General features: G+C 71.0%; 20 protein-coding genes and 1 pseudogene. 9 read left to right on the forward strand and 12 right to left on the reverse strand.

All coding sequences use genetic code 11. The annotated features are described in order from the left end of the window. From AB0F10_RS32140 to AB0F10_RS32170, 7 genes are all read right to left on the reverse strand, one after another. A partial coding sequence (locus AB0F10_RS32140) for a hypothetical protein (RefSeq protein ID WP_360633540.1) occupies window positions 1-887 on the reverse strand: 887 nt, incomplete at its 3' end. A 99-nt stretch (window positions 888-986) separates the two neighbouring features. Next, the gene (locus tag AB0F10_RS32145) at window positions 987-1,403 is read right to left on the reverse strand and encodes a DUF1801 domain-containing protein (RefSeq protein ID WP_360633543.1); all 417 of its coding nucleotides are present in this window, start codon (window positions 1,401-1,403) and stop codon (window positions 987-989) included. 85 nt (window positions 1,404-1,488) lie between these two features. Continuing rightward, complete coding sequence (locus tag AB0F10_RS32150; RefSeq protein ID WP_360633546.1) at window positions 1,489-1,809, reverse strand: DUF3349 domain-containing protein; 321 nt, start codon at window positions 1,807-1,809, stop codon at window positions 1,489-1,491. A 2-nt stretch (window positions 1,810-1,811) separates the two neighbouring features. After that, a complete protein-coding gene (locus tag AB0F10_RS32155; RefSeq protein ID WP_360633549.1) occupies window positions 1,812-2,111 on the reverse strand; it encodes a hypothetical protein in 300 nt (99 codons plus the stop codon). Between the two features lie 11 nt (window positions 2,112-2,122). Then, window positions 2,123-3,391, reverse strand: a complete 1,269-nt coding sequence (locus tag AB0F10_RS32160) for an inorganic phosphate transporter (protein ID WP_360633552.1) — start codon at window positions 3,389-3,391, stop codon at window positions 2,123-2,125. 177 nt (window positions 3,392-3,568) lie between these two features. Beyond that, entirely contained in the window at window positions 3,569-4,870 is a 1,302-nt protein-coding gene (locus AB0F10_RS32165) for an aspartate aminotransferase family protein (RefSeq protein WP_360633555.1), read from the reverse strand. 17 nt (window positions 4,871-4,887) lie between these two features. After that, window positions 4,888-6,264, reverse strand: a complete 1,377-nt coding sequence (locus tag AB0F10_RS32170; protein ID WP_360633558.1) for a PLP-dependent aminotransferase family protein — start codon at window positions 6,262-6,264, stop codon at window positions 4,888-4,890. A 249-nt stretch (window positions 6,265-6,513) separates the two neighbouring features. On the opposite strand from AB0F10_RS32170, the gene AB0F10_RS32175 reads away from it, so the two are divergent. The 8 genes from AB0F10_RS32175 to AB0F10_RS32210 are packed head-to-tail and all read left to right on the forward strand — an operon-like array spanning window position 6,514 to window position 14,908. Then, window positions 6,514-7,353, forward strand: a complete 840-nt coding sequence (locus AB0F10_RS32175) for a nitrilase-related carbon-nitrogen hydrolase (protein ID WP_360633561.1) — start codon at window positions 6,514-6,516, stop codon at window positions 7,351-7,353. A gap of 46 nt (window positions 7,354-7,399) precedes the next feature. After that, a complete protein-coding gene (gene hydA / locus AB0F10_RS32180) occupies window positions 7,400-8,800 on the forward strand; it encodes a dihydropyrimidinase (protein WP_360633564.1) in 1,401 nt (466 codons plus the stop codon). 8 nt (window positions 8,801-8,808) lie between these two features. Then, window positions 8,809-10,296: a CoA-acylating methylmalonate-semialdehyde dehydrogenase gene (gene mmsA / locus AB0F10_RS32185; RefSeq protein WP_360633567.1), complete on the forward strand. Its 1,488-nt coding sequence runs from the start codon at window positions 8,809-8,811 to the stop codon at window positions 10,294-10,296. A gap of 5 nt (window positions 10,297-10,301) precedes the next feature. Next, the gene (locus tag AB0F10_RS32190; RefSeq protein WP_360633597.1) at window positions 10,302-11,312 is read left to right on the forward strand and encodes a TIGR03842 family LLM class F420-dependent oxidoreductase; all 1,011 of its coding nucleotides are present in this window, start codon (window positions 10,302-10,304) and stop codon (window positions 11,310-11,312) included. Then, window positions 11,309-12,169: an ABC transporter permease subunit gene (locus AB0F10_RS32195; protein WP_360633570.1), complete on the forward strand. Its 861-nt coding sequence runs from the start codon at window positions 11,309-11,311 to the stop codon at window positions 12,167-12,169. Before AB0F10_RS32190 ends, AB0F10_RS32195 begins: the two co-directional genes overlap by 4 nt. Next, window positions 12,166-12,984 (forward strand): ABC transporter ATP-binding protein, encoded by an 819-nt coding sequence (locus AB0F10_RS32200; protein ID WP_360633573.1) that lies wholly within the window; start codon window positions 12,166-12,168, stop codon window positions 12,982-12,984. Before AB0F10_RS32195 ends, AB0F10_RS32200 begins: the two co-directional genes overlap by 4 nt. After that, window positions 12,981-13,745 carry an ABC transporter permease gene (locus tag AB0F10_RS32205; RefSeq protein WP_360633576.1) on the forward strand — a complete coding sequence of 255 codons (765 nt, stop codon included), beginning with the start codon at window positions 12,981-12,983 and terminating at the stop codon, window positions 13,743-13,745. Before AB0F10_RS32200 ends, AB0F10_RS32205 begins: the two co-directional genes overlap by 4 nt. Before the next feature lie 23 nt (window positions 13,746-13,768). Beyond that, window positions 13,769-14,908 carry an ABC transporter substrate-binding protein gene (locus tag AB0F10_RS32210; RefSeq protein WP_360633579.1) on the forward strand — a complete coding sequence of 380 codons (1,140 nt, stop codon included), beginning with the start codon at window positions 13,769-13,771 and terminating at the stop codon, window positions 14,906-14,908. Between the two features lie 6 nt (window positions 14,909-14,914). Here AB0F10_RS32210 and AB0F10_RS32215 read toward each other — a convergent pair whose 3' ends face one another. The 5 genes from AB0F10_RS32215 to AB0F10_RS32235 all read right to left on the reverse strand — a co-directional run bounded on the left by AB0F10_RS32215 (window position 14,915) and on the right by AB0F10_RS32235 (window position 22,213). Then, window positions 14,915-15,691, reverse strand: a complete 777-nt coding sequence (locus AB0F10_RS32215) for a hypothetical protein (RefSeq protein ID WP_360633582.1) — start codon at window positions 15,689-15,691, stop codon at window positions 14,915-14,917. Between the two features lie 92 nt (window positions 15,692-15,783). Further along, window positions 15,784-16,551: a hypothetical protein gene (locus AB0F10_RS32220; protein WP_360633585.1), complete on the reverse strand. Its 768-nt coding sequence runs from the start codon at window positions 16,549-16,551 to the stop codon at window positions 15,784-15,786. A 96-nt stretch (window positions 16,552-16,647) separates the two neighbouring features. Then, the gene (locus AB0F10_RS32225; RefSeq protein ID WP_360633588.1) at window positions 16,648-18,726 is read right to left on the reverse strand and encodes a PQQ-dependent sugar dehydrogenase; all 2,079 of its coding nucleotides are present in this window, start codon (window positions 18,724-18,726) and stop codon (window positions 16,648-16,650) included. A gap of 12 nt (window positions 18,727-18,738) precedes the next feature. Next, window positions 18,739-19,662: a sugar phosphate isomerase/epimerase gene (locus tag AB0F10_RS32230; RefSeq protein WP_360633591.1), complete on the reverse strand. Its 924-nt coding sequence runs from the start codon at window positions 19,660-19,662 to the stop codon at window positions 18,739-18,741. A gap of 271 nt (window positions 19,663-19,933) precedes the next feature. Then, window positions 19,934-22,213 (reverse strand): EAL domain-containing protein, encoded by a 2,280-nt coding sequence (locus AB0F10_RS32235; RefSeq protein ID WP_360633594.1) that lies wholly within the window; start codon window positions 22,211-22,213, stop codon window positions 19,934-19,936. 235 nt (window positions 22,214-22,448) lie between these two features. Here AB0F10_RS32235 and AB0F10_RS32240 point away from each other — a divergent pair. Further along, window positions 22,449-22,715, forward strand: a pseudogene (locus AB0F10_RS32240) (hypothetical protein); the annotation flags it as partial.

The following is a 22,715-nucleotide window of genomic DNA, read 5'->3' on the forward strand; positions in this document are numbered from 1 at the left end:
CGCCGTTCCGGGGCAACGGTTTCGCGCCCGGCGAGGGCAAGGACGTCATCGCGGAGTTCAAGGTGGACAGTGTGCGGCTGTGCCGCCTCGCCGCCGCCCGCGTTGAGCGAGCAGGTCGCCAGGCCGTCGACGTCCAGGACCGGCTTCGCCGCGTTCCGCCCGATCGCCGTGGCCATCCGGTTGATGGTCGCGACCCGCTTGTCCTGCAGCGGGCCGAGGATCGCGTTCTGGATGAACTTCGGGCCGCCCTCGCCGACGCTCGACGCCAGCCGCTTGTTCGCCTCGGCGATCTGCGTGTTGAGCAGCGCCAGGTTGCGCTCGATCTCGGCCTTGGCCTGCGCCGGTACCGTCCCGAGGGCGCCGGCGACGGCCGGGCAGTTCACGGTCGGTGCCGCACCCGCCGCGGCGTCGCCGCCGGCGTCATCGCCCTGGCCGGCGGCCGGAACCGCGGTCGGCTCGGGCGCGGCGACGCCGCCGCCACCCTTGTTCAGCGAACAGGTCGCCAGGGCCTGCACGTTCAGGTTCGGCTTCGGCGCGCTGCGCCCGATCGCCGTGGCCATCCGGTTGATGGTCGAGACCCGCTTGTCCTTCAGCGGGCCGAGGATGGCGTTCTGGATGAAGTTGGCTCCACCCTCGCCGGCGCTGGTGATCAAGCGCTTGTTCGCCTCGGCGATCTGGGTGTTGAGCAGGGTGAGGTTGCGGGCGATCTCCGCGCTCGCGCGGGCCGGGACGGCGCCGAGTTCACCGGCGACGGCCGGGCAGTTCACCGCGGGGGCGGCGTTCTCGCCGGCGGATGCGACACCCAGGCCGACGCCGACGATTGCCACGGCGACCGCGCCGACTCCGGCGACCTGCCAGCGGCGGGCGGTGGTACGGGAGGAAATCATTCTTCGCCTGAGCCTTCCTGTCGTAGGACCTCGCCCCCTGATACGGAAGCGCTCCCACAACAGATCAAGATCTGGCGAACATCGATGATATTTCGCCGCTCAGGGTGCCAGCGTCTTGCCGTCCAGCTTGCGGAAACCGTCCGCGACCAGCTCGCGGAGCACGTCGACGTCGACGCCCGCGAGCCGCCTGAGGTAAAGGCACGACTTGCCGAGACGATGCGGTCCGAGCCGGTCGAGCAGCCCCTGCTCGAAGCCCGCCGAGCTGTAGATCGTGGTGGCGCTCTTGCGCGGCGACAGCGCCACCGGGGGCCAGTCGCCCTCCTGCCCGGACGCGTACCGGTAGTGATAGGTCCCGAAGCCGACGATGCCGGTGCCCCACATCTCCGGCGCCACCCCGGTGGCCTCCGCCATCAGCGCGCAGACGGCCTGCGCGTCGGCGCGGCGCTTCGGATCGGGCACGGCGGCCAGGAAGTCGCCGACGCTGGCACCGGTCCGTACGGTCTGGGGGCCGGACATGATCAGCTCACGTTCTGCGGGGTAAGGACCGACCCGGCGAGCGTAACCCGACTATTGTGACCGCCGCCACATAAAGCGGACCGGTTCAGGCGACGGGCGGGTCCACCAGCGGCCAGCCCCCGGCCGCGAGCCGGGCCGACACCCGGATCACGTCCTCCGGGGTGGCCTGCTGCAGCAGCGACGAGCTGATCGTCTGCTCGATGTCGTCGGTGCTGATCGGGTCGTCGCCGGCCAGCACCGACTGGTCGGCGAGGTCCACCGCGATCCGGCGGACCTCGTCCTCGGTCATCCTGCGGCGCAGCACGCCGAGCAGCGCGACGTAGTCCTGGCGCGGGATGCCCGCCGGGTACCCGGCCCGCAGCCACTCGACGGCGCGGGTCATGAAGTTGGAGCTCAGATCAGTCATTGCTACTTGTCCACGATCGACGGATAGAAGTGCTGGAAGCTCAGCGTCTTGCCGAAACCGCCGGCCACGATGAAGGCAATACCCAGCACGACGCCCAGTACCACGACTGCGAACAGCAGATATCCGAGCACCGTGCCGAGCGGGCGGGTCGGGCCGGTCGCGGCCGATCCGGCGTCGCCGCCCGCGCCGTACGCCAGCGACCGGATGCCGAGCGCGAACAGGATCGGCAGGCCGGCGCCGAGCAGGATGCTCGCAAGCAGGACCTTCCAGGCGCCCTCGAGGGCGAATCCCAGGTTGTGCATGCCGATTCCTCTCAGGCCGCCGTGCGTGCGGGCACGGAGTCGTCGGCGGGCACGGACGCGTCGGCCGCTGCGGGCTCGGCCGGCTCGGCGGCCGGCGCACCCTCCCAGTCGTCGTTGACGTTGTGCTGATCCACCCGGCCGCGGCGCGACCGCAGGTACATGAACGCCGCGAGGGCCACCAGGATGGCGAAGACGGCCGACGAGCCGACCAGGCCGCCGCCGAGCGCGTTGCCGATCTGCCACATCAGCGCGCCGACGAGGCCGGCGGCGGGAAGCGTGATCAGCCACGCCGCGAACATCCGGCCGGCCACCCGCCAGCGCACCCGGGCGCCGGGGCGTCCGACGCCCGAGCCCAGGATCGAGCCGGTCGCGACGTGCGTGGTGGAGAGCGCGAAGCCGAGGTGGCTCGACGCGAGGATCACGGTCGCCGACGTGGCGTCGGCGGCGAGGCCCTGCGGCGGGGCGATCTCGACCAGGCCCTTGCCGAGCGAGCGGATGATCCGCCAGCCGCCGAGATAGGTGCCGAGCGCGATCGCGACGGCGCAGGCGGCCTTCACCCAGAACGGGATGTTCTCGGTGTCGGTCCAGTCCCCCGAGGCGATCAGCGCGAGCGTGATGACGCCCATCGTCTTCTGCGCGTCGTTGGTGCCGTGCGCGAGCGAGATCAGCGAGGCGCCGCCGATCTGGCCCCAGCGGAAGCCTCCGCGGGTGTACCGCTCGGCGACGCCGACGGTGACCCGGTAGATCAGCCAGGTGCCGGTCGCGGCGACGGCGCCGGCGATGACCGGCGACATCAGGGCCGGCAGCATCACCTTGCCGACGACCCCGTCGAGCTTGCTGCCGTCGCCGTTCCAGTTGACGCCGGCCCAGCCCAGGCCGGCGACGGTGGCGCCGATCAGGCCGCCGAACAGGGCGTGCGAGGAGCTGGACGGCAGCCCGAGCAGCCAGGTCAGCAGGTTCCAGACGATGCCGCCGACCAGGCCCGCGAGCACGATCAGCAGCAGCGCGGACCCGCCGTCGGCGAGCAGTTCGGGGCGGGGCGCGCCGCTGGAACTCTGGATCTTCACGACCGCGTTGGTGACGGTCAGGGCCACCTCGACGGACAGGAACGCGCCGATGAGATTCAGGACGCCGGAGAGGGCCACGGCGGCCTTCGGCTTGAGCGCACCGGTGGCGATGGAGGTAGCCATCGCGTTCGCGGTGTCGTGGAACCCGTTCGTGAAATCGAACCCCAGCGCGGTGATGACCACGAGGGCGAGAATCACGGAAGTGTCTGTCACACGCAGATAGTGACTGGCGCGATCAACAAGCAAAAGAGGGCAAGGGCGTAACACTTCGGAATCGCCGACGACATCACACCATACCTGGCGAAATGTCACCACAGAATCACTCAGAGTGACCTCGCGAGGGGTGAACGACCGAGGGGTGCCCTGCCGATCGGGGCACCCCCGGTCCGCTCAGAATGCCTCGGCGTCCGCCGCCCGGATCGCGTCCACCAGGATCCCCAGGCCCTCGCGCGCCTCGTCCGCCGTCAGCGTCAGGGGCGGGCCCATCCGCAGGACGTTGCCGTACAGGCCGCCCTTGCCGACCAGCAGGCCGCCCCTGCGGCACCCGTCGAAGACGCGCATCGTCGCCGCCGGGTCCGGGTCCGTCGTGCCCGGGCGGACGAACTCGACGCCGATCATCAGCCCGCGGCCGCGTACCTCCGCGACGATCTTCGTCTTCGCCGCCGCCGCGCGCAGGCCGTCGAGCAGGATCTCGCCCATGCGCTTCGCGTTCGCCTGCAGGTCGTGATCCAGGACGTAGTCCAGGACCGCGCTGCCCGCCGCCGTGGAGACCGGGTTGCCGCCGAAGGTGGAGAAGCTCGTCGCCGGCACCGCGTTCACGAGCTCCGCGCGGCCGACCACGCCCGCCAGGGCGAAGCCGTTGCCGATGCCCTTGGCGAAGGTGATCAGGTCCGGCTGCACGTCGTGGGCCTGGTAGCCCCAGAAGTGGTCGCCGGTGCGGCCCCAGCCGGTCTGCACCTCGTCGGCGATGAGCAGGATGCCGTGGTTGTCGAGCTCCTTCTTCAGCGCCCCGAGCAGGCCGTCGGGCGCGTGCACGAAGCCGCCGACGCCCTGGATCGGCTCGGCGATCAGCGCGGCCACGTCGCCCGAGGTCGTGGTGGCCAGCACCTCGCGCAGGTCCTCGACCGCCGCGTCGATGTGCTCGGCGTCGGACAGGCCCTTCATCCGGCCGCGGAGCCGGTCGCCCGAGTTGAGCCAGGACACCGACACCGGGCTGAGCGCGCTCGCCGACCAGCTGCGGTGCCCGGTGATCGCCATCGCCGCGAACGAGCGGCCGTGGTAGCTGTTGCGGATCGCCAGGATCTGGTTGGAGCGGCGATGGTTGGTGGTGAACAGCAGCGCCGCCTCGTTCGCCTCGGTGCCCGAGTTGGTGAAGAAGACCCGCGGGTCCGCGATGCCGGAGACCCGGGCGATCTTCTCGGCGAGCTCGACCTGCCGGCGGATCAGGTAGAGCGTGGAGCTGTGCACGATGCCGGTGGCCAGTTGCCGCTCAACCGCCTCGCGCACCTCGGCGATGTCGTAGCCCAGCATGTTGGTCAGCACGCCGCCGAAGAAGTCCAGGTAGGTACGCCCGTTCGCGTCGGTCACGCGCCGGCCGGAGCCGCTCACCAGCTCGATCGCGTCGTCGCCGTAGTAGGTCGTCACCCAGGAGGGCAGCACGGCCTGGTGCCGGGCGAGCAGGTCATCGGTCACGGAGTCCTCCAAATGAGCTAGCGCCAGCCCAGCGGGTGCGGGCGGGAACGATGGCCGCTGCCGCGCGAGGTCGCGCCGGCCGCGGAGGCGAGAATCTCGGCCAGTGAGTCGAAGTCGTCGTGGATCAGGCCGACGGTCACCCGGACGTGCTCGGCGCCCAGCGGGGTGACCTCGAAGGGCGCGCCGGGCGCGACGGCGATGCCGTGCGCGGCGAGCGCGAGCATCGCCATCTGCTGGTCCTCGACGGTCAGCCAGAGGTTGATGCCGTCCGCGGCGACGGCGGTGGCGCCGCGGGCGGCCAGCGCGGCCAGCATCGTGGCGCGGCGCCGGGCGTAGACGTCGCGGGCCGCGGCGACCTGCGCGACCGCCTCGTCGGACGTGAGCAGGTCGAGCAGGACGGCCTGCAGCAGCCGGCTGGACCAGCCCGGACCCAGCAGCCGGCGGTCGGCCACCGCGGTGACCAGCGCGGCCGGGCCGCCGAGGGCGGCCAGCCGCAGGTCGGGGCCGTGGCTCTTGGAGAAGCCGGCCACGTGCACGGTCCGGTCCGGCAGCCGGGTGCCGAGGCTGACCGGCGGCGCGGTCGCGATGTCGCCGGCGTGGTCGTCCTCGACGATCGTGACCTCCGGGTACGCGGCGAGCGCGTCCGCGAGCTCGGCGACCCGCCGCGCGGTCAGGCTGACACCGGTCGGGTTCTGCGCCCTCGGCTGCAGGTAGACCGCCACCGGGTCGTAGTCGCGCAGCGCCTCGCCGAGCGCCTCCGGGCACATCCCGTGCTCGTCGACGCGCACGCCGATCACGGTCGCACCGACGGCCTCCAGCAGGTCGAGCACCGGCGGGAAGGCCGGGCTCTCGACCAGGACGTGGTCGCCGAAGCGGACCAGGGCGCCGGTGATCCGGTCCAGCGCGTCGAGCGCGCCGTCGACCACGGTCAACTGCTCGACCGGGTACGGCCAGCGCTGCCGCAGCACCGTCTCCAGCGGCGGGAGCACGGGCCCCTCGAGGTAACTGGTGGTGAGCCTGGCGTCGCCGACGCGCTTGAGCGACTCGGCGAGGCTCGGTAACAGGTCGTAGTCGGGTACGCCGGTGGAGAAGTCCCTGACCACACCGGGTAGCCGGCCGCCCAGTTGCGCGTACCGCAGTCGCTGGCGGGGCAGGACCGGAACGGCGACGAAGGAGCCGGACCGGCCGCGGGTCTGTATCGCGCCGGCCCGGGTCAGGCTGCGCCAGGCCTCACTCACGGTGGTCGGGCTGACCCCGAGCGCCCGGGCGACGTCGCGCACCGTGGGCAGCCGCGCGCCGACCGGCAGGTCACCCGCGGTGACGAGACGGCTGACGGCCGCGGCGATTCCCCGGGCACTGCGGTCGTCGACCGCGCCCGCAATGAGCCCGAGCACCCCGTCCGACCCGCCTTTCCGAAACATATTGATAACAGCGGAGTGATTGTCCGCCTGCGTCTGTGTCATTAGTGTCCTACCTCATCGGCCCCTGATGTCAAGCGATGAGCGGGGGACGATGACAGACGGTGGATGGACGATCACAATCGTGTGGTGACCCACGCCACCGCCGATGCCGGACGCGCGGAGAGGGCCCTGTCGCACCGAGTGCGGCGAGGGCCGGGAGAGCACGACTGAGGAGGCATATCCATGAGCAATGTCATCCGGGCCGCCCTCGTCCAGACCAACTGGACCGGCGACAAGGAATCGATGATCAAGGCCCACGAGGCTTACGCTCGCGAAGCCGCGGCCCAGGGTGCGAAGGTGATCTGCTTCCAGGAGCTGTTCTACGGCCCCTACTTCTGCCAGGTGCAGGACCCCGCCTACTACGAGTACGCGGAGTCGATCCCGGGCCCGACCACCGAGCGCTTCCAGGCCCTCGCCGCCGAGCTCGGCATGGTGATGGTCCTGCCGATGTACGAGCAGGAGCAGCCCGGCGTCCTCTACAACACCGCCGCGGTGCTCGACGCGGACGGCACCTACCTCGGCAAGTACCGCAAGAACCACATCCCGCAGGTCAAGGGCTTCTGGGAGAAGTTCTACTTCCGCCCCGGCAACCTGGGTTATCCGGTGTTCGACACCGCGGTCGGCAAGGTCGGCGTCTACATCTGCTACGACCGGCACTTCCCCGAGGGCTGGCGCGCGCTGGGCCTGGGCGGCGCCCAGATCGTCTTCAACCCGTCGGCGACCAGCCGCGGCCTGTCGTCGTACCTGTGGCAGCTGGAGCAGCCGGCCAGCGCCGTGGCGAACGAGTACTTCATCGGCGCGATCAACCGGACCGGCATCGAGGAACTCGGCGACAACGACTTCTACGGCCAGTCCTACTTCGTCGACCCGGAGGGCAAGTTCGTCGGCGACGTGGCCGACACGCACAACCCGGAGCTGATCGTCCGCGACCTCGACCTGGACCTGCTGGCCACGGTCCGCGACCGGTGGGCGTTCTACCGCGACCGCCGCCCCGACAGCTACGACGGGCTGGTCGCGCCGTGATCGACGACAGGCAGCGCAGCGCGAACGAGGCAGAGGAGGCACAGCGGTGAGCTATCTGATCAAGGGCGGGACCGTCGTCGGCCCGACCGGTGCCGCCGCGGCGGACGTGCTGGTCGACGGCGAGAGCATCGCTGCCGTCTTCGCGCCGGGCTTCGGCCCGGACGGCATCGACACGATCGACGCCACCGGCCGGTACGTGATCCCCGGCGCGGTCGACGCGCACACCCACATGGAGCTGCCGTTCGGCGGCACGCACGCCAGCGACACCTTCGACACGGGCACCCGGGCGGCGGCGTTCGGCGGAGTCACCACGATCGTCGACTTCGCCGTGCAGCGCTACGGCGAGGTGGTGCAGGACGGCCTCGCCGCCTGGCACGCCAAGGCCGAGGGCAACTGCCACATCGACTACGGCTTCCACATGATCCTCGGCGGCGTCACCGACGAGGCGCTCAAGGCCATGGACCAGTTGGTCAGCGACGAGGGCATCTCCAGCTTCAAGCTCTTCATGGCGTACCCGGGGGTGTTCTACAGCGACGACGGGCAGATCCTGCGGGCGATGCAGAAGGCCCGCGACAACGGCGCCATGATCATGATGCACGCGGAGAACGGTCCCGCGATCGACGTCCTGGTCAAGCAGGCCCTGGAGCGCGGCGAGACCGACCCGTACTACCACGGCGTCACCCGGCCGCAGGAGCTGGAGGCCGAGGCGACCAGCCGGGCGATCTGGCTGGCCAGCGTGGCCGCCGACTGCCCGCTCTACATCGTGCACCTGTCCGCCAGCAAGGCGCTCGAGCAGGTCGCGGCGGCCCGGGACACCGGCCGCAACGTCTTCGCCGAGACCTGCCCGCAGTACCTCTACCTCACGCTCGAGGACCAGCTGGGCGCGCCCGGCTTCGAGGGCGCCAAGTGGGTCTGCTCGACGCCGCTGCGCAGCAAGCACGAGAGCCACCGCGCCGACCTGTGGCGCGGGCTGCGCACCAACGACCTCGCCGTCGTCTCCACCGACCACTGCCCATTCTGCATGAAGGACCAGAAGGAGCTGGGCATCGGCGACTTCTCCAAGATCCCGAACGGCATCGGCAGCGTCGAGCACCGCGTCGACCTGCTGTATCAGGGCGTGGTCGACGGGAAGCTGTCGCTGGCCCGCTGGGTCGAGACGATCGCGACGACCCCCGCGCGGATGTTCGGCATGTATCCGAAGAAAGGCATCATCGCGCCCGGCTCCGACGCCGACATCGTGCTCTACGACCCGAACGGCCGGACCCGGATCAGCGCCGCAACCCACCACATGAACATGGACCACTCGGCCTGGGAGGGCTGGGAGATCGCCGGGAAGGTCGACACGGTCATCTCGCGCGGCACCGTGGTCGTGCAGGGCAATGAGTACAAGGGACGAAAGGGCCACGGCAGGTACGTCCGCCGCGGACTTTCGGACTACCTGGTCTAGGGGGCCACATGCGTGAGATCAAACATTGGCTCGACGGCGGCGCCGTCTCCGGCGCCGGCGACCGGCGGCTACCGGTCTGGGACCCGGCCACCGGCGAGCAGCAGGCGTACGTCGTCGCGGCGACCGCGGACGAGACCGCGCGGGCGGTGGCCTCGGCCGCGAAGGCCTTCCCGGCCTGGCGGGCGGCGTCGCTGTCGCGCCGCTCCGAGGTCATGTTCCGCTTCCGGGAGCTGGTCGACGCGAACCGCAAGGAGATCGCGTCGCTGGTCAGCCAGGAGCACGGCAAGACCGTCGCGGACGCGGGCGGCGAGCTCGCCCGCGGGCTGGAGAACATCGAGTTCGCCGCGGGCGCGCCGCACCTGCTCAAGGGCGGCTACAGCGAGCAGGCCTCGTCCGGTGTCGACGTCTACTCGATCCGCCAGCCGCTCGGGGTGGTCGCCGGCATCACGCCGTTCAACTTCCCGGCCATGGTGCCGATGTGGATGTTCTGCAACGCCCTGGTCTGCGGCAACACGTTCGTGCTCAAGCCGAGCGAGAAGGACCCGTCCGTCTCGCTGATGATGGCCGACCTGCTGCGCCAGGCCGGGCTGCCGGACGGCGCGTTCAACGTCGTGCAGGGCGACCGGGAGGCCGTCGAGACGCTGATCGCCCACCCGGACGTGCAGGCGCTGAGCTTCGTCGGCTCGACGCCGGTCGCCAGGTCCATCTACGAGCAGGGCACCCGGGCCGGCAAGCGGGTCCAGGCGCTCGGCGGCGCCAAGAACCACATGGTCGTGCTCCCGGACGCGGACGTCGACTCGGCCGCGGACGCCGCGGTCAGCGCCGGCTTCGGCTCGGCCGGCGAGCGCTGCATGGCGGTGTCGGTCGTGGTGGCCGTCGGCGCGGTCGGCGACCCGCTGGTCGCGGCGATCCGCGACCGGATCGGCCGGATCGCGGTCGGCCCGGCCAGCGATCCGTCCGCCGAGATGGGCCCGCTGATCAGCCGCGAGCACCGCGACAAGGTGGCCGGCTACCTGGCCGCCGCCGGCGCCGCCGACGTCGTCGTCGTCGACGGCCGCGACGCCCCGATCAGCGACGGCCCGGGCTTCTTCCTGGGCGCGTCGCTTGTCGACAAGGTGGCGACGGACTCGCCGCTGTACACCGACGAGATCTTCGGGCCGGTGCTGTCGGTGGTCCGCGCGGACACGTACGAACAGGCGCTCGAACTGGTCAACGACAACGAGTTCGGCAACGGGACGGCGATCTTCACCCGCGACGGCGGCGCCGCCCGGCGGTTCCAGTACGACGTCAACTGCGGCATGGTCGGCGTCAACGTGCCGGTGCCCGTACCGGTGGCGTATTACAGCTTCGGCGGCTGGAAGTCCTCGCTCTTCGGCGACCTGCACATGTACGGGCCGGAGGGCCTCCAGTTCTACACCCGGAGCAAGGTCGTCACCTCCCGCTGGCCGGACCCGGCCACCTCGGAGGTCGACCTCGGCTTCCCCAAGGTGCGGTGAGCGACGTGGACATCGGAGTCGTTCTGCAGTGCGACCCGCCCGCGATGGACGTGGTCGAGTGGGCGAAGAAGGCGGAGGACCTGGGCTACAGCCACGTGTGGACGTTCGACTCACACGTGCTGTGGCAGGAGCCGTTCGTCATCTACAGCAAGATCCTCGCCGACACCCGGCGGGTGATGGTCGGCCCGATGGTCACCAACCCGGGCACCCGGGACTGGACGGTCATCGCGTCGCAGTTCGCCACCCTCAACGAGATGTACGGCAACCGCACGATCTGCGGCATCGGGCGCGGCGACTCGGCGCTGCGGGTGCTGGGCCTGCGGCCGAACACCCTCGCCGAGTTGCGGGAGAGCATCGGCGTCATCCGGGGCCTGGCCAGCGGGGAGCCGGTGTCGGTGCGCGGGGAGGAGCTGCAGCTGACCTGGGCTCCCGAGAGCCGGCTGGACGTGTGGGTGGCGGCGTACGGTCCGAAGGCCCTGGCGCTGACCGGCGAGGTGGGCGACGGCTACATCCTGCAACTGGCCGACCCGGACATCGCGGCCTGGATGATCGCGGCGGTCCGGGACGCCGCCGCCCGCGCCGGGCGCGACCCGGACGCCATCAAGTTCTGCGTCGCGGCGCCGGCCTACGTCGGCGACGACATCGAGCATCAGCGCGACCAGACCCGGTGGTTCGGCGGCATGGTCGGCAACCACGTCGCCGACATCGTCGCGCGGTACGGCGCCGACGGGACCGTGCCGCAGGTGCTGACCGACTACATCAAGGGCCGGCAGGGCTACGACTACGCCGAGCACGGCCGGGCCGGCAACACGCACACCACCTTCGTGCCCGACGAGGTGGTGGACCGGTTCTGCATCCTCGGCCCGATCGAGAGCCACCTGAAGCGGCTCGAGGAGCTGCGGGCCCTCGGCGTCGACCAGTTCGCCCTCTACCTGCAGCACGACGACAAAGAGGCGACGCTGCGGGCCTACGGTGAAAAGATCATTCCGGCGATGTCGGTTCCCGAGGCCTCGTGAGACGTCTGCTGAGCGCCGTGGTCGGCCTGGTCGTACTGGCGGCCCTCTGGGAGGGCTACAAGGCGGTCGGCAACCCGGACGGGACCGTGCTCCTCGGGGTACGGATCCTGCCCCGGGCCGACGACCTGTCGATGCCGCACGTGTGGGACATGCTGAGCCGCCTCGGCCGCCCGGAACTCACGGGCGGCCGGCCGGTCTGGGAGGTGGTGCTGAGCGCGAGCCTGTTCACGCTCGGCGTCACCGCGGCCGGCTTCGTCGCGGGCACGGCGATCGGCCTGCTGCTGGCGGTGGCCATGCAGCGGTTCCGGATCGTGGAGCGCGGCCTGCTCCCCTACGTGATCCTGTCGCAGACGGTCCCGCTGGTCGCCCTCGCCCCGCTGATCGCCGGCTGGAGCGGGAACCTGTCGTTCGGCCCCTATCCCTGGCAGGACTGGATGACCGTCGCCGTCATCGCCGCCTACCTCGCGTTCTTCCCGGTCGCCGTCGGCATGCTGCGCGGCCTGCAGTCGCCGCCCGCGGCCGGGGAGGAGCTGATGCGCAGCTACGCCGCCGGCTGGTGGCGCACCCTGGTCAAGCTCCGCCTGCCGGCGTCGCTGCCCTATCTCTTCCCCGCGCTGCGGCTGGCCGGCGCGGCCGCCGTCGTGGGCGCGGTGGTCGGCGAGATCTCCACCGGTACGCGCGGAGGCATCGGCCGGCTCATCATCGAGTACTCCCGGGAGGCCACCTCGGATCCCGCGAAGGTCTACACCGCGATGCTCGGCGCGGCCCTGCTCGGCCTCGTCGTCGCGGCCCTGGTCAGCCTGCTGGAGCTGCCGCTGATGCGGAACCGGCGCCGAGTACGGGTGGTGACGATGTGAGCGCCGTATCCCTCGCCGGAGTCACCAAGGTCTTCAACGCCGGCCGGCCCGACGAGGTCACCGCCCTGTCCGGCATCGACCTGGTCATCGCCGGCGGCGAGTTCGTCTCGCTGATCGGGCCGTCCGGCTGCGGCAAGAGCACCCTGCTCCGGCTGATCGCCGACCTGATCCCGGCGTCGGCCGGCACGGTCGAGGTGGCCGGCAAGCCGGCCGCGAAGGCCCGGCTCGACCAGGAGTACGGCATCGCGTTCCAGCAGGCCGGGCTCTTCGAGTGGCGGACCGTGCAGCGCAACGTGGAACTTCCGCTGGAGCTGCGCGGCGCCTCGCGCGCCGAGCGCCGGGCCCGCGCCGCCGAGATGCTGGCGCTGGTCGGGCTGGCCGACTTCGCCCGGCACTACCCGGCGCAGCTCTCCGGCGGCATGCAGCAGCGGGTCGCCATCGCCCGGGCCCTGGCCGTGCACCCGCCGCTGCTGCTGATGGACGAGCCGTTCGGCGCGCTGGACGAGATGACCCGCGAGCGGCTGCAGGCGGAGCTGCTGGCGATCTGCGCGAAGACGGGCACCAGCACGGTCTTCGTCACGCACTCCATCTCGGAGGCGGTCTTCCTGTCCAGCCGGGTCGTGGTGATGTCACCCCGGCCGGGCCGGATCACCACGGTGGTCCCCGTCGACCTGCCCGTACGCGACGACGCGGCCCGGCAGTCGCCGGCCTACTTCGAGGCGATCACGAAGGTCCGCCGGGCCCTGCGGGGATCGGAGCAGGCACCGGCACCGGAGCCGCGGGCGGCGGGGATCTCCCCGGCGGCGACGCCGTGAGGCGGCTGCTGCGCCTCGCGCCGCCCATCGTGCTGGGCATCGTCGCGCTTGTCGCCTGGGAGCTGGTGGTCTCGCTCGGCCGGATCGCACCGTTCATCCTGCCGGCGCCGTCGGCCATCTGGCACGAGCTGGTCGTCCAGCGCGGCAACGTCTGGGACGCGGCGCTGGCCAGCGGCCTCAACGCGCTCATCGGCCTGGCCTGGGGCACGGTCGCCGGCATCGGAGCGGCGATGGCCGCGAGCCGCTTCCGGCTGCTCTCGGAGGTCTCCATCCCGATGGCCGCGGTCGCCAACGCGCTGCCGATCATCGCGCTCGCCCCGATCCTCAACAACATGTTCGAGTCCACCTCGAGCGTGCCGCGCCGCCTCGTCGCCGGGATCATCGTGTTCTTCCCGGTCTTCATCAACACGCTGCGCGGGCTGCGCGAGGTCGACCCCACCCACCGGGAGCTGATGACCAGCTACGCCGCGGGCGGCTGGACCTTCACCCGGCTGGTCCGGCTGCCCGGCGCGCTGCCCTTCGTCTTCACCGGCCTGCGACAGGCGTCGTCGCTGGCCGTCATCGCCGCGGTCGTCGCCGAGTACTTCGGCGGCCTGCAGAACGGGCTCGGCTCGCGGATCACCTCCGCGGCCGCGTTCACCGCCTACTCCCGTGCCTGGGCCTTCGTGGTCGGCGCCTGCCTGCTCGGACTCGTCTTCTACCTATCGACGCTCCTGCTGGAGCGCCTCGCCATGCCCTGGAAGACCCGGCTCATCTCCTGACGCTCGGTCACTTGGAGGATCCCGTGAGAAGATTCCGCCTGTTGTCCGCTGCGGCGCTCGCCTCGGTGCTGGTCGTCTCGGGATGCGGCACCGCCGACACCCCGTCGACGCCCGGCCCCGCCGCGAGCGGCGCCGTAACCCCGATCAAGCTGCAACTGCAGTGGTTCTACCAGGCCCAGTTCGCCGGCTACATCGCCGCCGTGGACCAGGGCTTCTATCGCGAGCAGGGCCTCGACGTGCAACTGCTCGAGGGCGGCGTCGACATCGTGCCGCAGACCGTGCTGGCGCAGGGCAAGGCCGACTACGCGGTGGCCTGGGTGCCCAAGGCCCTGGCCTCGCGCGAGCAGGGCGCGGAGATCACCGACGTCGGCCAGATCTTCGCCCGCTCCGGCACCTACCAGGTGGGCTTCAAGGACAGCGGCATCACCGGCCCCGCGGACTTCAAGGGCAAGAAGGTCGGCAACTGGGGCTTCGGCAACGAGTTCGAGCTCTTCGCGGGCATGACCAAGGCCGGGCTCAACCCCGGCAAGGACGTCACCCTGGTGCAGCAGCAGTTCGACATGCAGGCGCTGCTCAAGAAGGAGATCGACGTCGCGCAGGCGATGAGCTACAACGAGTACGCCCAGTTGCTCGAGGCCAAGAACCCCGCGACCGGCAAGCAGTACACCCCGGAGGACTTCACGGTCATCGACTGGAAGACGGTCGGCACGTCGATGCTGCAGGACGCCGTGTGGGCCAACACCAAGAAGCTCAGCGACCCGGCCTACCAGCAGCAGACGGTGCGCTTCCTGCTCGGCACGATCAAGGGCTGGGCGTACTGCCGCGACAACGCGCAGGCGTGCCGCGACCTGGTGGTCAACAAGGGCTCGAAGCTCGGCAAGAGCCACCAGTTGTGGCAGATGAACGAGGTCAACAAGCTGATCTGGCCGTCGACGGGCGGCGTGGGCCTGGTCAACGAGGCGGACTGGAAGCAGACGGTCGACCTGTCGATGAGCACGAAGAACCAGACCGGGGACACCGTGCTGACCAAGCAGCCGGAGGGCCTCGCCTACACCAACGACTACATCCAGCAGGCGCTGGACAAGGCGAAGGCGGCGGGCGTGGACGTGACCGGGTCGGCGTTCCAGCCGCAGACGGTGACGCTGAACGCGGGCGGCGCCTAGCTCCCGTCAACTGCCACCGTGCAGCCTGGCGATGGCCTCGATCGCACCGACGGTCGAGGCCGTCGCGCCGGCGATGGCCTCCGCGCCCTGCGCCGCGAGAACCAGCCTCTGGAAGAATGCATTGATCTTCCCGAGCAGGGCCGGCTCCCGAATGTCCTCGCGTCTCACGAATGCGCCGGTAAGGCAATCCAATGCGTCTTCCAGGTCCACGGATCCGGTGATGCGCGACCCCAGCAGCGCGGTTTCGACGTCGCGAAGGCGGCGGACGAGGAATGCCTTGGCCTCCGCCGAGAGCGCCGGATTCCCGGTAACCGCATCCATCAATTCCCGGACGTCGTGAATCAATGAATCCAGGTGCTCCGGACCGATAGCCGGTTCCGGGCAGCACCGATGAAGCGCCCGCGAGGCCGCCTCCAGTCCGAACAGGGCCGCGCCGTCGAGTGGCGCGGGAATGATGAATTTGGCGGCGAACCGGTCCGTCGGCGCGTAGCCGGCCGCGCCCATGACCACGGCGTCGGTCAGCCGCTTGACGAGGCTCTCCACCAGGTGGAAGTGTTGTAGCAGGAAGGCCGGATCCTCCTCGTCGGGCAGCGCCTCGACGGCGGATCGGGTCGCCTGCGCCAGGCGCCCGATCTCCAGGATTCTCAGCGCGACCACGAACGGCCCGTCGGCGTCCTCCGCCAGACCGAGCACCTCTCCGACGGTCTTGTCGCCATTTCTACCGTGCAACGACTCAAGGAATGCACCCAGCCGGCCAGCGGGATTGTCCATCCATTTCGGCATGGCAAACACTGTAACAACGGCAATACTGTGAGTCACAAACACGCGCGCCACCACTGCGGTCGGCCATTCGGCCGATATGCATCCTACTTACGTCACAGGGAAATGAGGCGAGCGGCCAAGGCCACCGCATTGATGTCGCCTTTGCGGAGGGCATCCGCCGCCTCCGGCTCGCCCAGTCCGGCCATTCGCTGCGCCGCGGTGTCGATGAGGGATTCGTTGCCGCTGAGCAGCTTCCGGGCCAGGTTCGCCTGCAGCGGGGTCAGCTCCGCGTACGCGCACCGGTCCAGCGCGACGACCGTCTCCTCGTCCAGGGTGCCCGCCAGGGCCCGCTCGGTGACGACGCGCAGCAGCCAGTTGGGCCACCAGCCGTACTTGCCGAGCAGGTGCCCCGAGCGCACCGCGTCCTCGGGCTCCTGGCCGCCGTCCAGCAGGCGCAGGGTCATCGGGATGTCGAAGCGCTCCAGGCGCAGCGCCGTCACGAACAGGCGCTGCAGCTTCGCGGTGCCGACCAGCGGCTCTGCCGCGGCGGCCGACGCGGCGTACTCACCGCCCAGGGCCAGGGCGATGATGCCCGCCTCTGCCGTGGAGATCTCCGTGCCGGTCGAGCGGTCCCTGATCCGCTCGAGGGTGCGGAACAGGCGGGCCGCGGCCTCCTCGGCCTGTTCGGCCCGCTCGGCGTTGCCGGGGCGCTCCAGGTGGCGCAGCACGGTGTCCGTGGCGATCTCCACCTCGCGGCGCAGCAGCGGGGCCTTGATGTGCGGGCCGACCAGGTCGCCGAGGCCCTCGACCAGGTACCCGGCGTCGAAACGGTCAGACGCCCGGAGGAACTGCGCCCACCACTGCTCGAGGTGCTTCCCCACGGTTACCAGCGTGGCCCAATCACCGCCCCGGCGGACGGCAAACGGCCGAGGTCACCGCCGTGAGTGACGGCGGTGACCTCGGGTCGTCAGGCTGGATCAGCCGGCGGTCGGGGTCAGTACGACCTGGTCCGAGCCGCTCTGCGGCGGGTCGCCGGAGTCCGTGTACTCCGCCACGAACACCGCGGTCAGGCCCTCGGCGCCGGCGTGGCCGCCGTCGATGAACGTGGTGATCGAGCCGGTGCAGCCGGCCGCCGTGGACAGCGGGTGGCCGTGCTGCTCGTGACCCAGGATGTAGGTCACCGTGACCTTCGAGCAGTCGACCGGCTGATCGTCGACGACGCTGACCTCGAAGTTCACCGTGTCGCCGAACTGGAACGGCTGGCCGGCCGTCGGAGTCACGAACGTGACCACCGGGGCCTGGGTGCCCACTGGGAGGATGACCTCCGCCGACGCCCAGCGGCCCGTCGGATCCGTGACCTTCAGCGTCGGCCGGTAGTTGCCGTTCGCGGTGAACGTGTACACCGCGTTCGGCGCGCGCGAGTCGACCACGCCGTCGGCGTTGAAGTCCCACGCGTACCGCAGGCTGTCACCGTCCGGGTCGGTCGTGCCGGCGCTGGAGAAGGTGACCGTGAGCGGCGCGACGCCGCTGGTGGGCGTCGCGGTGATGTGCGGGATCGGGGTCCGGTTGCCGCGCACGTAGTCGATGCGGGCAAGCTGCGCCTCCGGGTTCTCGGAGAAGTAGCCGTCGCCGTACTCGAGCACGTAGAGCGAGCCGTCCGGGCCGAACTCGAGGTCCATCGGGTTGTCGAAGACGATCGAGGGCAGCACGGGCTCGATCGAGGTGACCTGGTTGGCCGGGCCGAGGGTGAAGCCCTTGACGTAGTCGCGGGTCCACTCGTAGAACAGCGGCTTGCCGTCGTAGTACCTCGGCCACTTGGTCGCCGACGGGTTCTTCGCGGAGAAGTCGTACGCCGGTCCGCCCATCGGCCCGATGCCGCCGGTGCCCAGCTCGGGGAACGCGGGCGTGGCGCCGTACGAGTAGATGACCTCGGCCTTCTCGACCGGCGGGAGCCGGCGCTTGCCGGTGTTGTGCGGCGAGTCGTTCACCGGCGCCGCGCAGTTGAACGGCGCGCCCGAGGTGTGGGTGGCGAAGTCGTAGTCGACGTAGGGCAGGTCGGGAGAGACGCAGTAGGGCCAGCCGTAGTTGGCGGGCTTGTCGACGGCCATCCACCGGCCCTGCCCGGCCGGGCCGCGCGCCGGGTTCGGCGAGTTCGCGTCCGGCGAGTAGTCGCCGACGTAGACCACGCCGGTGTTCCGGTCGACGGCGAACCGGAACGGGTTGCGCAGGCCCATCGCGTAGATCTCCGGGCGGGTGTACGCGGTGCCCGGCTTGAACAGGTTGCCCTTCGGGATGGTGTAGCCGCCGTGGGGACCGACCTTGATCCGCAGCAGCTTGCCGCGCAGGTCGTTGGTGTTGCCCGCGGTGCGCTGCGCGTCGAAGGCGGGGTTGCGGTCGGGCCGCTCGTCGATCGGCGTGTAGCCGTCGGAGGCGAACGGGTTGCTGTCGTCGCCCGTGGACAGGTACAGGTTGCCCCGCGCGTCAAAGTCGATCTTTCCGCCGACGTGGCAGCAGATGCCGCGGTCGGTGCCGACCTCGAGGATCTTCTGCTCGGTGGCGAGCGCGAGCGTGTTGCCGGTGAGCTTGAACCGCGACAGCCGCATCACGCCCTTGAAGGGCGCGAAGTCCGCCGCGGTGCCCTGCTCCGGCGCGTCGCCCTCGTTGACCGTCGGGGTCGCCGGGTTGTCGGCGGGCGTGTTCAGCGGCGGAGAGTAGTAGATGTAGACCCACCTGTTCTGCTTGAACTTCGGGTCGATCGCGACGCCCTGCACGCCCTCCTCGTCGTGCTGGTAGACGGGGATCCTGGCGGCGAGGATGTTCCGGCCGCTCTTCGGGTCGTTGATGCGGACCTCGCCCTTGCGCGAGGTGTGCAGCACCCGCTTGTCGGGCAGCACGGCCAGGGCGATCGGCTCGCCCGGGAAATCGTCGAGGGTCACCTTCTGGAAGGCGGAGTCCGGCGGCGGCGCGGCGGCCGTCGCGGTGGCCGGCGCCGACGGCACGGTCAGCGCGGTCGTGACCAGTGCCAGGGCGGCTCCGGCGGTAGGTAGACGCTTCATGTGGTTCTCCCCTCAGAACCTCAGGTTGGCCAGGTAGCGGAAGCCGACCTCGGCCGTGGTCAGGGCGTCGGCGGGGGTGCGCGGCGGGGTGCCGGCGTCGTCACGCTCCACGATGTACTCGACCAGGCCGGCCTCGCGGGCGTGCGCGAAGATGCGCCCGAAGTCGATCAGGCCCTGGCCCGGGTCGGCGAAGCTGCCGGAGGTGGCCAGGTCCTTGACGTGCACCTGCCGGATCCGGCCGCGGTGCTGGTGTATCAGGTCCACCGGGTCGTGCGCGCCGCGGAACGCCCAGAACAGGTCGACCTCGAGGTGCACGAGCCGGGGGTCGGTCTCGCCGGTCAGGATGTCGTAGCCGGTCCGATCGCCGCCGTCCTGGCGGGCGAACTCGTTGTGGTGGTTGTGGTAGCCGAAGTCGAGCCCGGCCTTGCGGGCGAGCGCGCCCGCCTTGTTCAGGTCCTTGGCGAAGGCCCGGTACACCGATCCGTCGCGGATCGGCCCGCCGTCGGCGGCGCCGCCGAAGTAGGGATGCACGATGTACCTGTTGCCGACGATGTGCGCGTCCTCGAGCGCCGACTGCCAGGTCGCGGCGTCGAACGGCTGCGGGATGCCGACGTGCCCGGAGGTGGCCCGGAGGCCGGCCCGGTCGAGGGCGGCACGGAACTGCGCCGCCGTGCGCCCGACGAAGCCGGCGTGCTCGACCCGCCGGTAGCCGATCTCGGCCAGCCTGGCGAGGGTGCCGTCGAGGTCGATGGCGAGCTGGTCGCGCAGGGTGTAGAGCTGGACGCTGATCTTGTCGCGGGGCACGCGGGACGGCCCGCGGCCGCCCTTCGCGGCCTCGGCCGGCGAGGCGAGCACGGCGGAGGTGCCGATCGCGGCGGCACCGGCCGCCGCGGCGCCCAGTAGGTTTCGGCGGCTGACTGTTGACTCGTTCTGCATCGCTTGCACTGCCTCCCGGTAGGTGGTGCGGGATCGGCGTGGGCGCACGGAAGCGGCCGATCAGGCGGCGGCTCCCTGAGCCGCGCGCCACGCCGGAGCACTTTTGTTGCATCGAAGTCGTTCGCTTGCTGATGTTAATGGAGTGTTTCGCTGGAGTCGCGAAAAGAATCTTCGAAATATGCAAAAGTTTGATTGAGCTGCCGCATAAGTCCCCGCCAATGCCGTGGATCTGGCCGATGCGGACACGCCGGACATCACCCACTGTGGAGTGCTACGCGGTGACGGCACCGCGCTGCGCCGCCAGCAGGGCGGTGAAGTCCTCGGCGGCCATCGGCCGGGCGAGGTGATAGCCCTGGCCGTACACGTAGCCGAGGCCGCGCAGCTGCTCCACCTGGGCCTCGTTCTCGATACCCTCGGCGACCGTTTCCAATCCCAGCGCGTTCGCGAGCTGGACGACCGCGCGGGCGACGGCCTGGCGAGCGTCGCGCGCCGACGGGTTGGCGTCGTCGATCTCGATACCGTCGACGAAGGACTTGTCCAGCTTGACGATCGCGGCCGGGAACGCCCGCAGCAGGCTCAGCGACGACTCCCCCGTGCCGAAGTCGTCAAGCGCCAGCTTGATGCCGAGGCGGTCCAGCTCGTGCAGGGTCCGCGACACCTGGCTGCCGCGCAGCACCGCCGACTCCGTCAGCTCCAGCACCAGCCGGTCGGTGGACAGGCCGTTCTCGGCGAGCGCCGCCAGCACGTCGGCGACGAAGTCCGGATCGTGCAACTGCCGGGCCGAGACGTTGACGGCCGGCCGCTGGATCACGTCCGGGCCGAACTCGGCCAGCCAGGCCGCCGTCTGCCGGCAGGTCTCGCGCAGCACGAAGCGGCCCAGCTCGACGATCAGGCCGGTCCGCTCGGCGGCCGGGATGAACTCGATCGGCGGCACCGTACCCCGGATCGGGTGGTTCCAGCGCACCAGCGCCTCGACCCCGACGATCTTGCTCGTCTCCAGCTCGAGCAGCGGCTGGTAGACGACCCGGAACTCGCCCGCGTCCAGGCCCCGGCGGATCTCGCCACCCAGCTGGATGTGCGCCAGGACCGGCTCCTCCATGCCGGGCACGTAGCGCACGTGGCCGGCCTTGCCGCGCTCCTTGGCCGCGTACATGGCGACGTCCGCGTCGCGCAGGATGCCGTCGAGGGTCGCGCCCGGCACCACGGTCGCGATGCCGATGCTGGCCTGCACCAGCAGCCGGTGCTCGCTGATCGGCCGGCTCAGCGCGTCGAGGATGCGCTGGGCGACGGTCTCGCCCACCGTCGTACCGCCGACGAGCAGCACCGCGAACTCGTCGCCGCCGATGCGCACCGGCAGCCCGTCGGCGCCGCACTGCTCCGCGAGCACCCGGGCCACCGCGACGAGCAGGTGGTCGCCGACGTCGTGGCCGAGCGAGTCGTTGACGGTCTTGAAGTCGTCCAGGTCGACCAGCAGCACGGTGGCCGGCCGCTCGGCCGCGAGCGCCGCCTGCAGGGCGTCGTGGAACCGGGCCCGGTTCGCCAGGCCGGTCAGGCCGTCGTGGCTGACCTCGTGCTGCAGCCGCGCCTCCTGGCCGCGGATGTCGCGGAGCAGGCGCCGGTTGTCGCGGAAGGCCAGGAACTGGCGGATCGCGACCAGGATGCTGATCAGCACCGCGGCGGCCAGCGAGATCCGCCCGGACCAGTCCAGCGGGCCGAAGGCGATCGCGATCACCGGCAGGTCGACGGCCGCGATCGCCAGGTACGGCAGCAGCGGCAGGGACCGGCGCGACACCCGGCGGCTCCCGAAGGTCGCCCGGGCCTGTGCCCGCGCCGCGAGGACCAGCAGCACCGGCCCCAGCGGCAGCACCACGGCCTGCGACGGGATTCCGCCGTCGTGCCCGAAGGTGGTGGCGAGCACGGCCACGCCGGCGGCGGTCAGGCCGACGGTGACGACCATGCGAATCGCCGCGCGGTCGACCGGGCCGTCGCCGAGGTACGAGACCTTGGTGACGCCGGCGGTCGTCAGCAGGAACGCCAGGCCGATCAGGAGCAGGGTCTGCGGGCTCCACCGCTCGTCCGCGGTCAGCATCGGGGCGAGCCCGAAGTGCCAGAGCACCGTCGCGCAACCCAGGAAGGCGACCATCCGGTCCAGGTTCATCCGCCGGCGCTCGGCGACGGTGGCGGTGCCGACCGGCACCCGGCCGACCGCCCACATCGCGAGCGTGAAGCCGAGGCCGAGGGCCAGCGCGGGAACGAGCGGCATGGCCGGCGCCACGTTGCCGACGGAGTACAGCGCCGCGTGGACGGCCATCATCGCGTAGCCGAGGGTCATGGAGACGGTGGCGGCCAGCAGGGTGCTCCAGAACCGCCGGGCTACCGGGTTGTCGCGGACCGCGCGCCAGAGGCCGAACATGGCGGCGACGGCGACGCCGCCCTCGATCGGCGCGGCCACGTAGGCGATGGCCACGGGCCCCCCGCCGACGGCGCAGTTCAGCAGGTACCAGAGCAGGCTGGCGGCGGCGAGACCAGCGTTGATCCATACATAGCGCATGAATGAACGGGTGTCGTCGGCCATGGCTTGTGGATCGGCCGCGGGCAGGGCGGGTGTAGGGAAACCCCGCAGTGTGGGGCAACTCACAGGATGTCCTGGCTCACGCCGGCCGGTCGCGGCGGATCGGCCGAAAGGCCGAGTGCCGCGGGGCTTCTCCCTCCACGGTCAGATGTGGACCCGGCCGCCGCGGCGGAATGCTGACTGCACTGTCGCGCTCGATCCCAGGGGGAACCGGATGACGTCCGTACCGCACCACTACGACACGGCGCCGCTCGTGCACACGGACGTCCTCGTCCTGGACTACCTGGCCGCGCTCTGGGCCGCCGGCGAGGACCTCGAACCGGCGCTGCGCGACGAGTTGATGACCACCGTCGCCGACTACATCGCGATGCGCCGCACCTCGCCGACCGACCCGATCGACGACCCCGCGCAGATCCTGCACCGGCTGGGCCCCCCGGAGCCGCTCGCCGCCGCCGCCCGCCGCGGGCGGGTGCCGGCGCAC

Source organism: Actinoplanes sp. NPDC026623 (assembly GCF_040638275.1).
Classification (GTDB): domain Bacteria; phylum Actinomycetota; class Actinomycetes; order Mycobacteriales; family Micromonosporaceae; genus Actinoplanes.

Bases quoted from the DNA above. Each gene is read 5' to 3' on its own strand.
- AB0F10_RS32145 (WP_360633543.1), bottom strand. From the start codon at position 1,403: ATGTCCGGCCCCCAGACCGTACGGACCGGTGCCAGCGTCGGCGACTTC.
- AB0F10_RS32150 (WP_360633546.1), bottom strand. From the start codon at position 1,809: ATGACTGATCTGAGCTCCAACTTCATGACCCGCGCCGTCGAGTGGCTG.
- AB0F10_RS32155 (WP_360633549.1), bottom strand. From the start codon at position 2,111: ATGCACAACCTGGGATTCGCCCTCGAGGGCGCCTGGAAGGTCCTGCTT.
- AB0F10_RS32175 (WP_360633561.1), top strand. From the start codon at position 6,514: ATGAGCAATGTCATCCGGGCCGCCCTCGTCCAGACCAACTGGACCGGC.
- mmsA (WP_360633567.1), top strand. From the start codon at position 8,809: ATGCGTGAGATCAAACATTGGCTCGACGGCGGCGCCGTCTCCGGCGCC.
- AB0F10_RS32215 (WP_360633582.1), bottom strand. From the start codon at position 15,691: ATGCCGAAATGGATGGACAATCCCGCTGGCCGGCTGGGTGCATTCCTT.
- AB0F10_RS32225 (WP_360633588.1), bottom strand. From the start codon at position 18,726: ATGAAGCGTCTACCTACCGCCGGAGCCGCCCTGGCACTGGTCACGACC.
- AB0F10_RS32230 (WP_360633591.1), bottom strand. From the start codon at position 19,662: ATGCAGAACGAGTCAACAGTCAGCCGCCGAAACCTACTGGGCGCCGCG.
- AB0F10_RS32235 (WP_360633594.1), bottom strand. From the start codon at position 22,213: ATGCGCTATGTATGGATCAACGCTGGTCTCGCCGCCGCCAGCCTGCTC.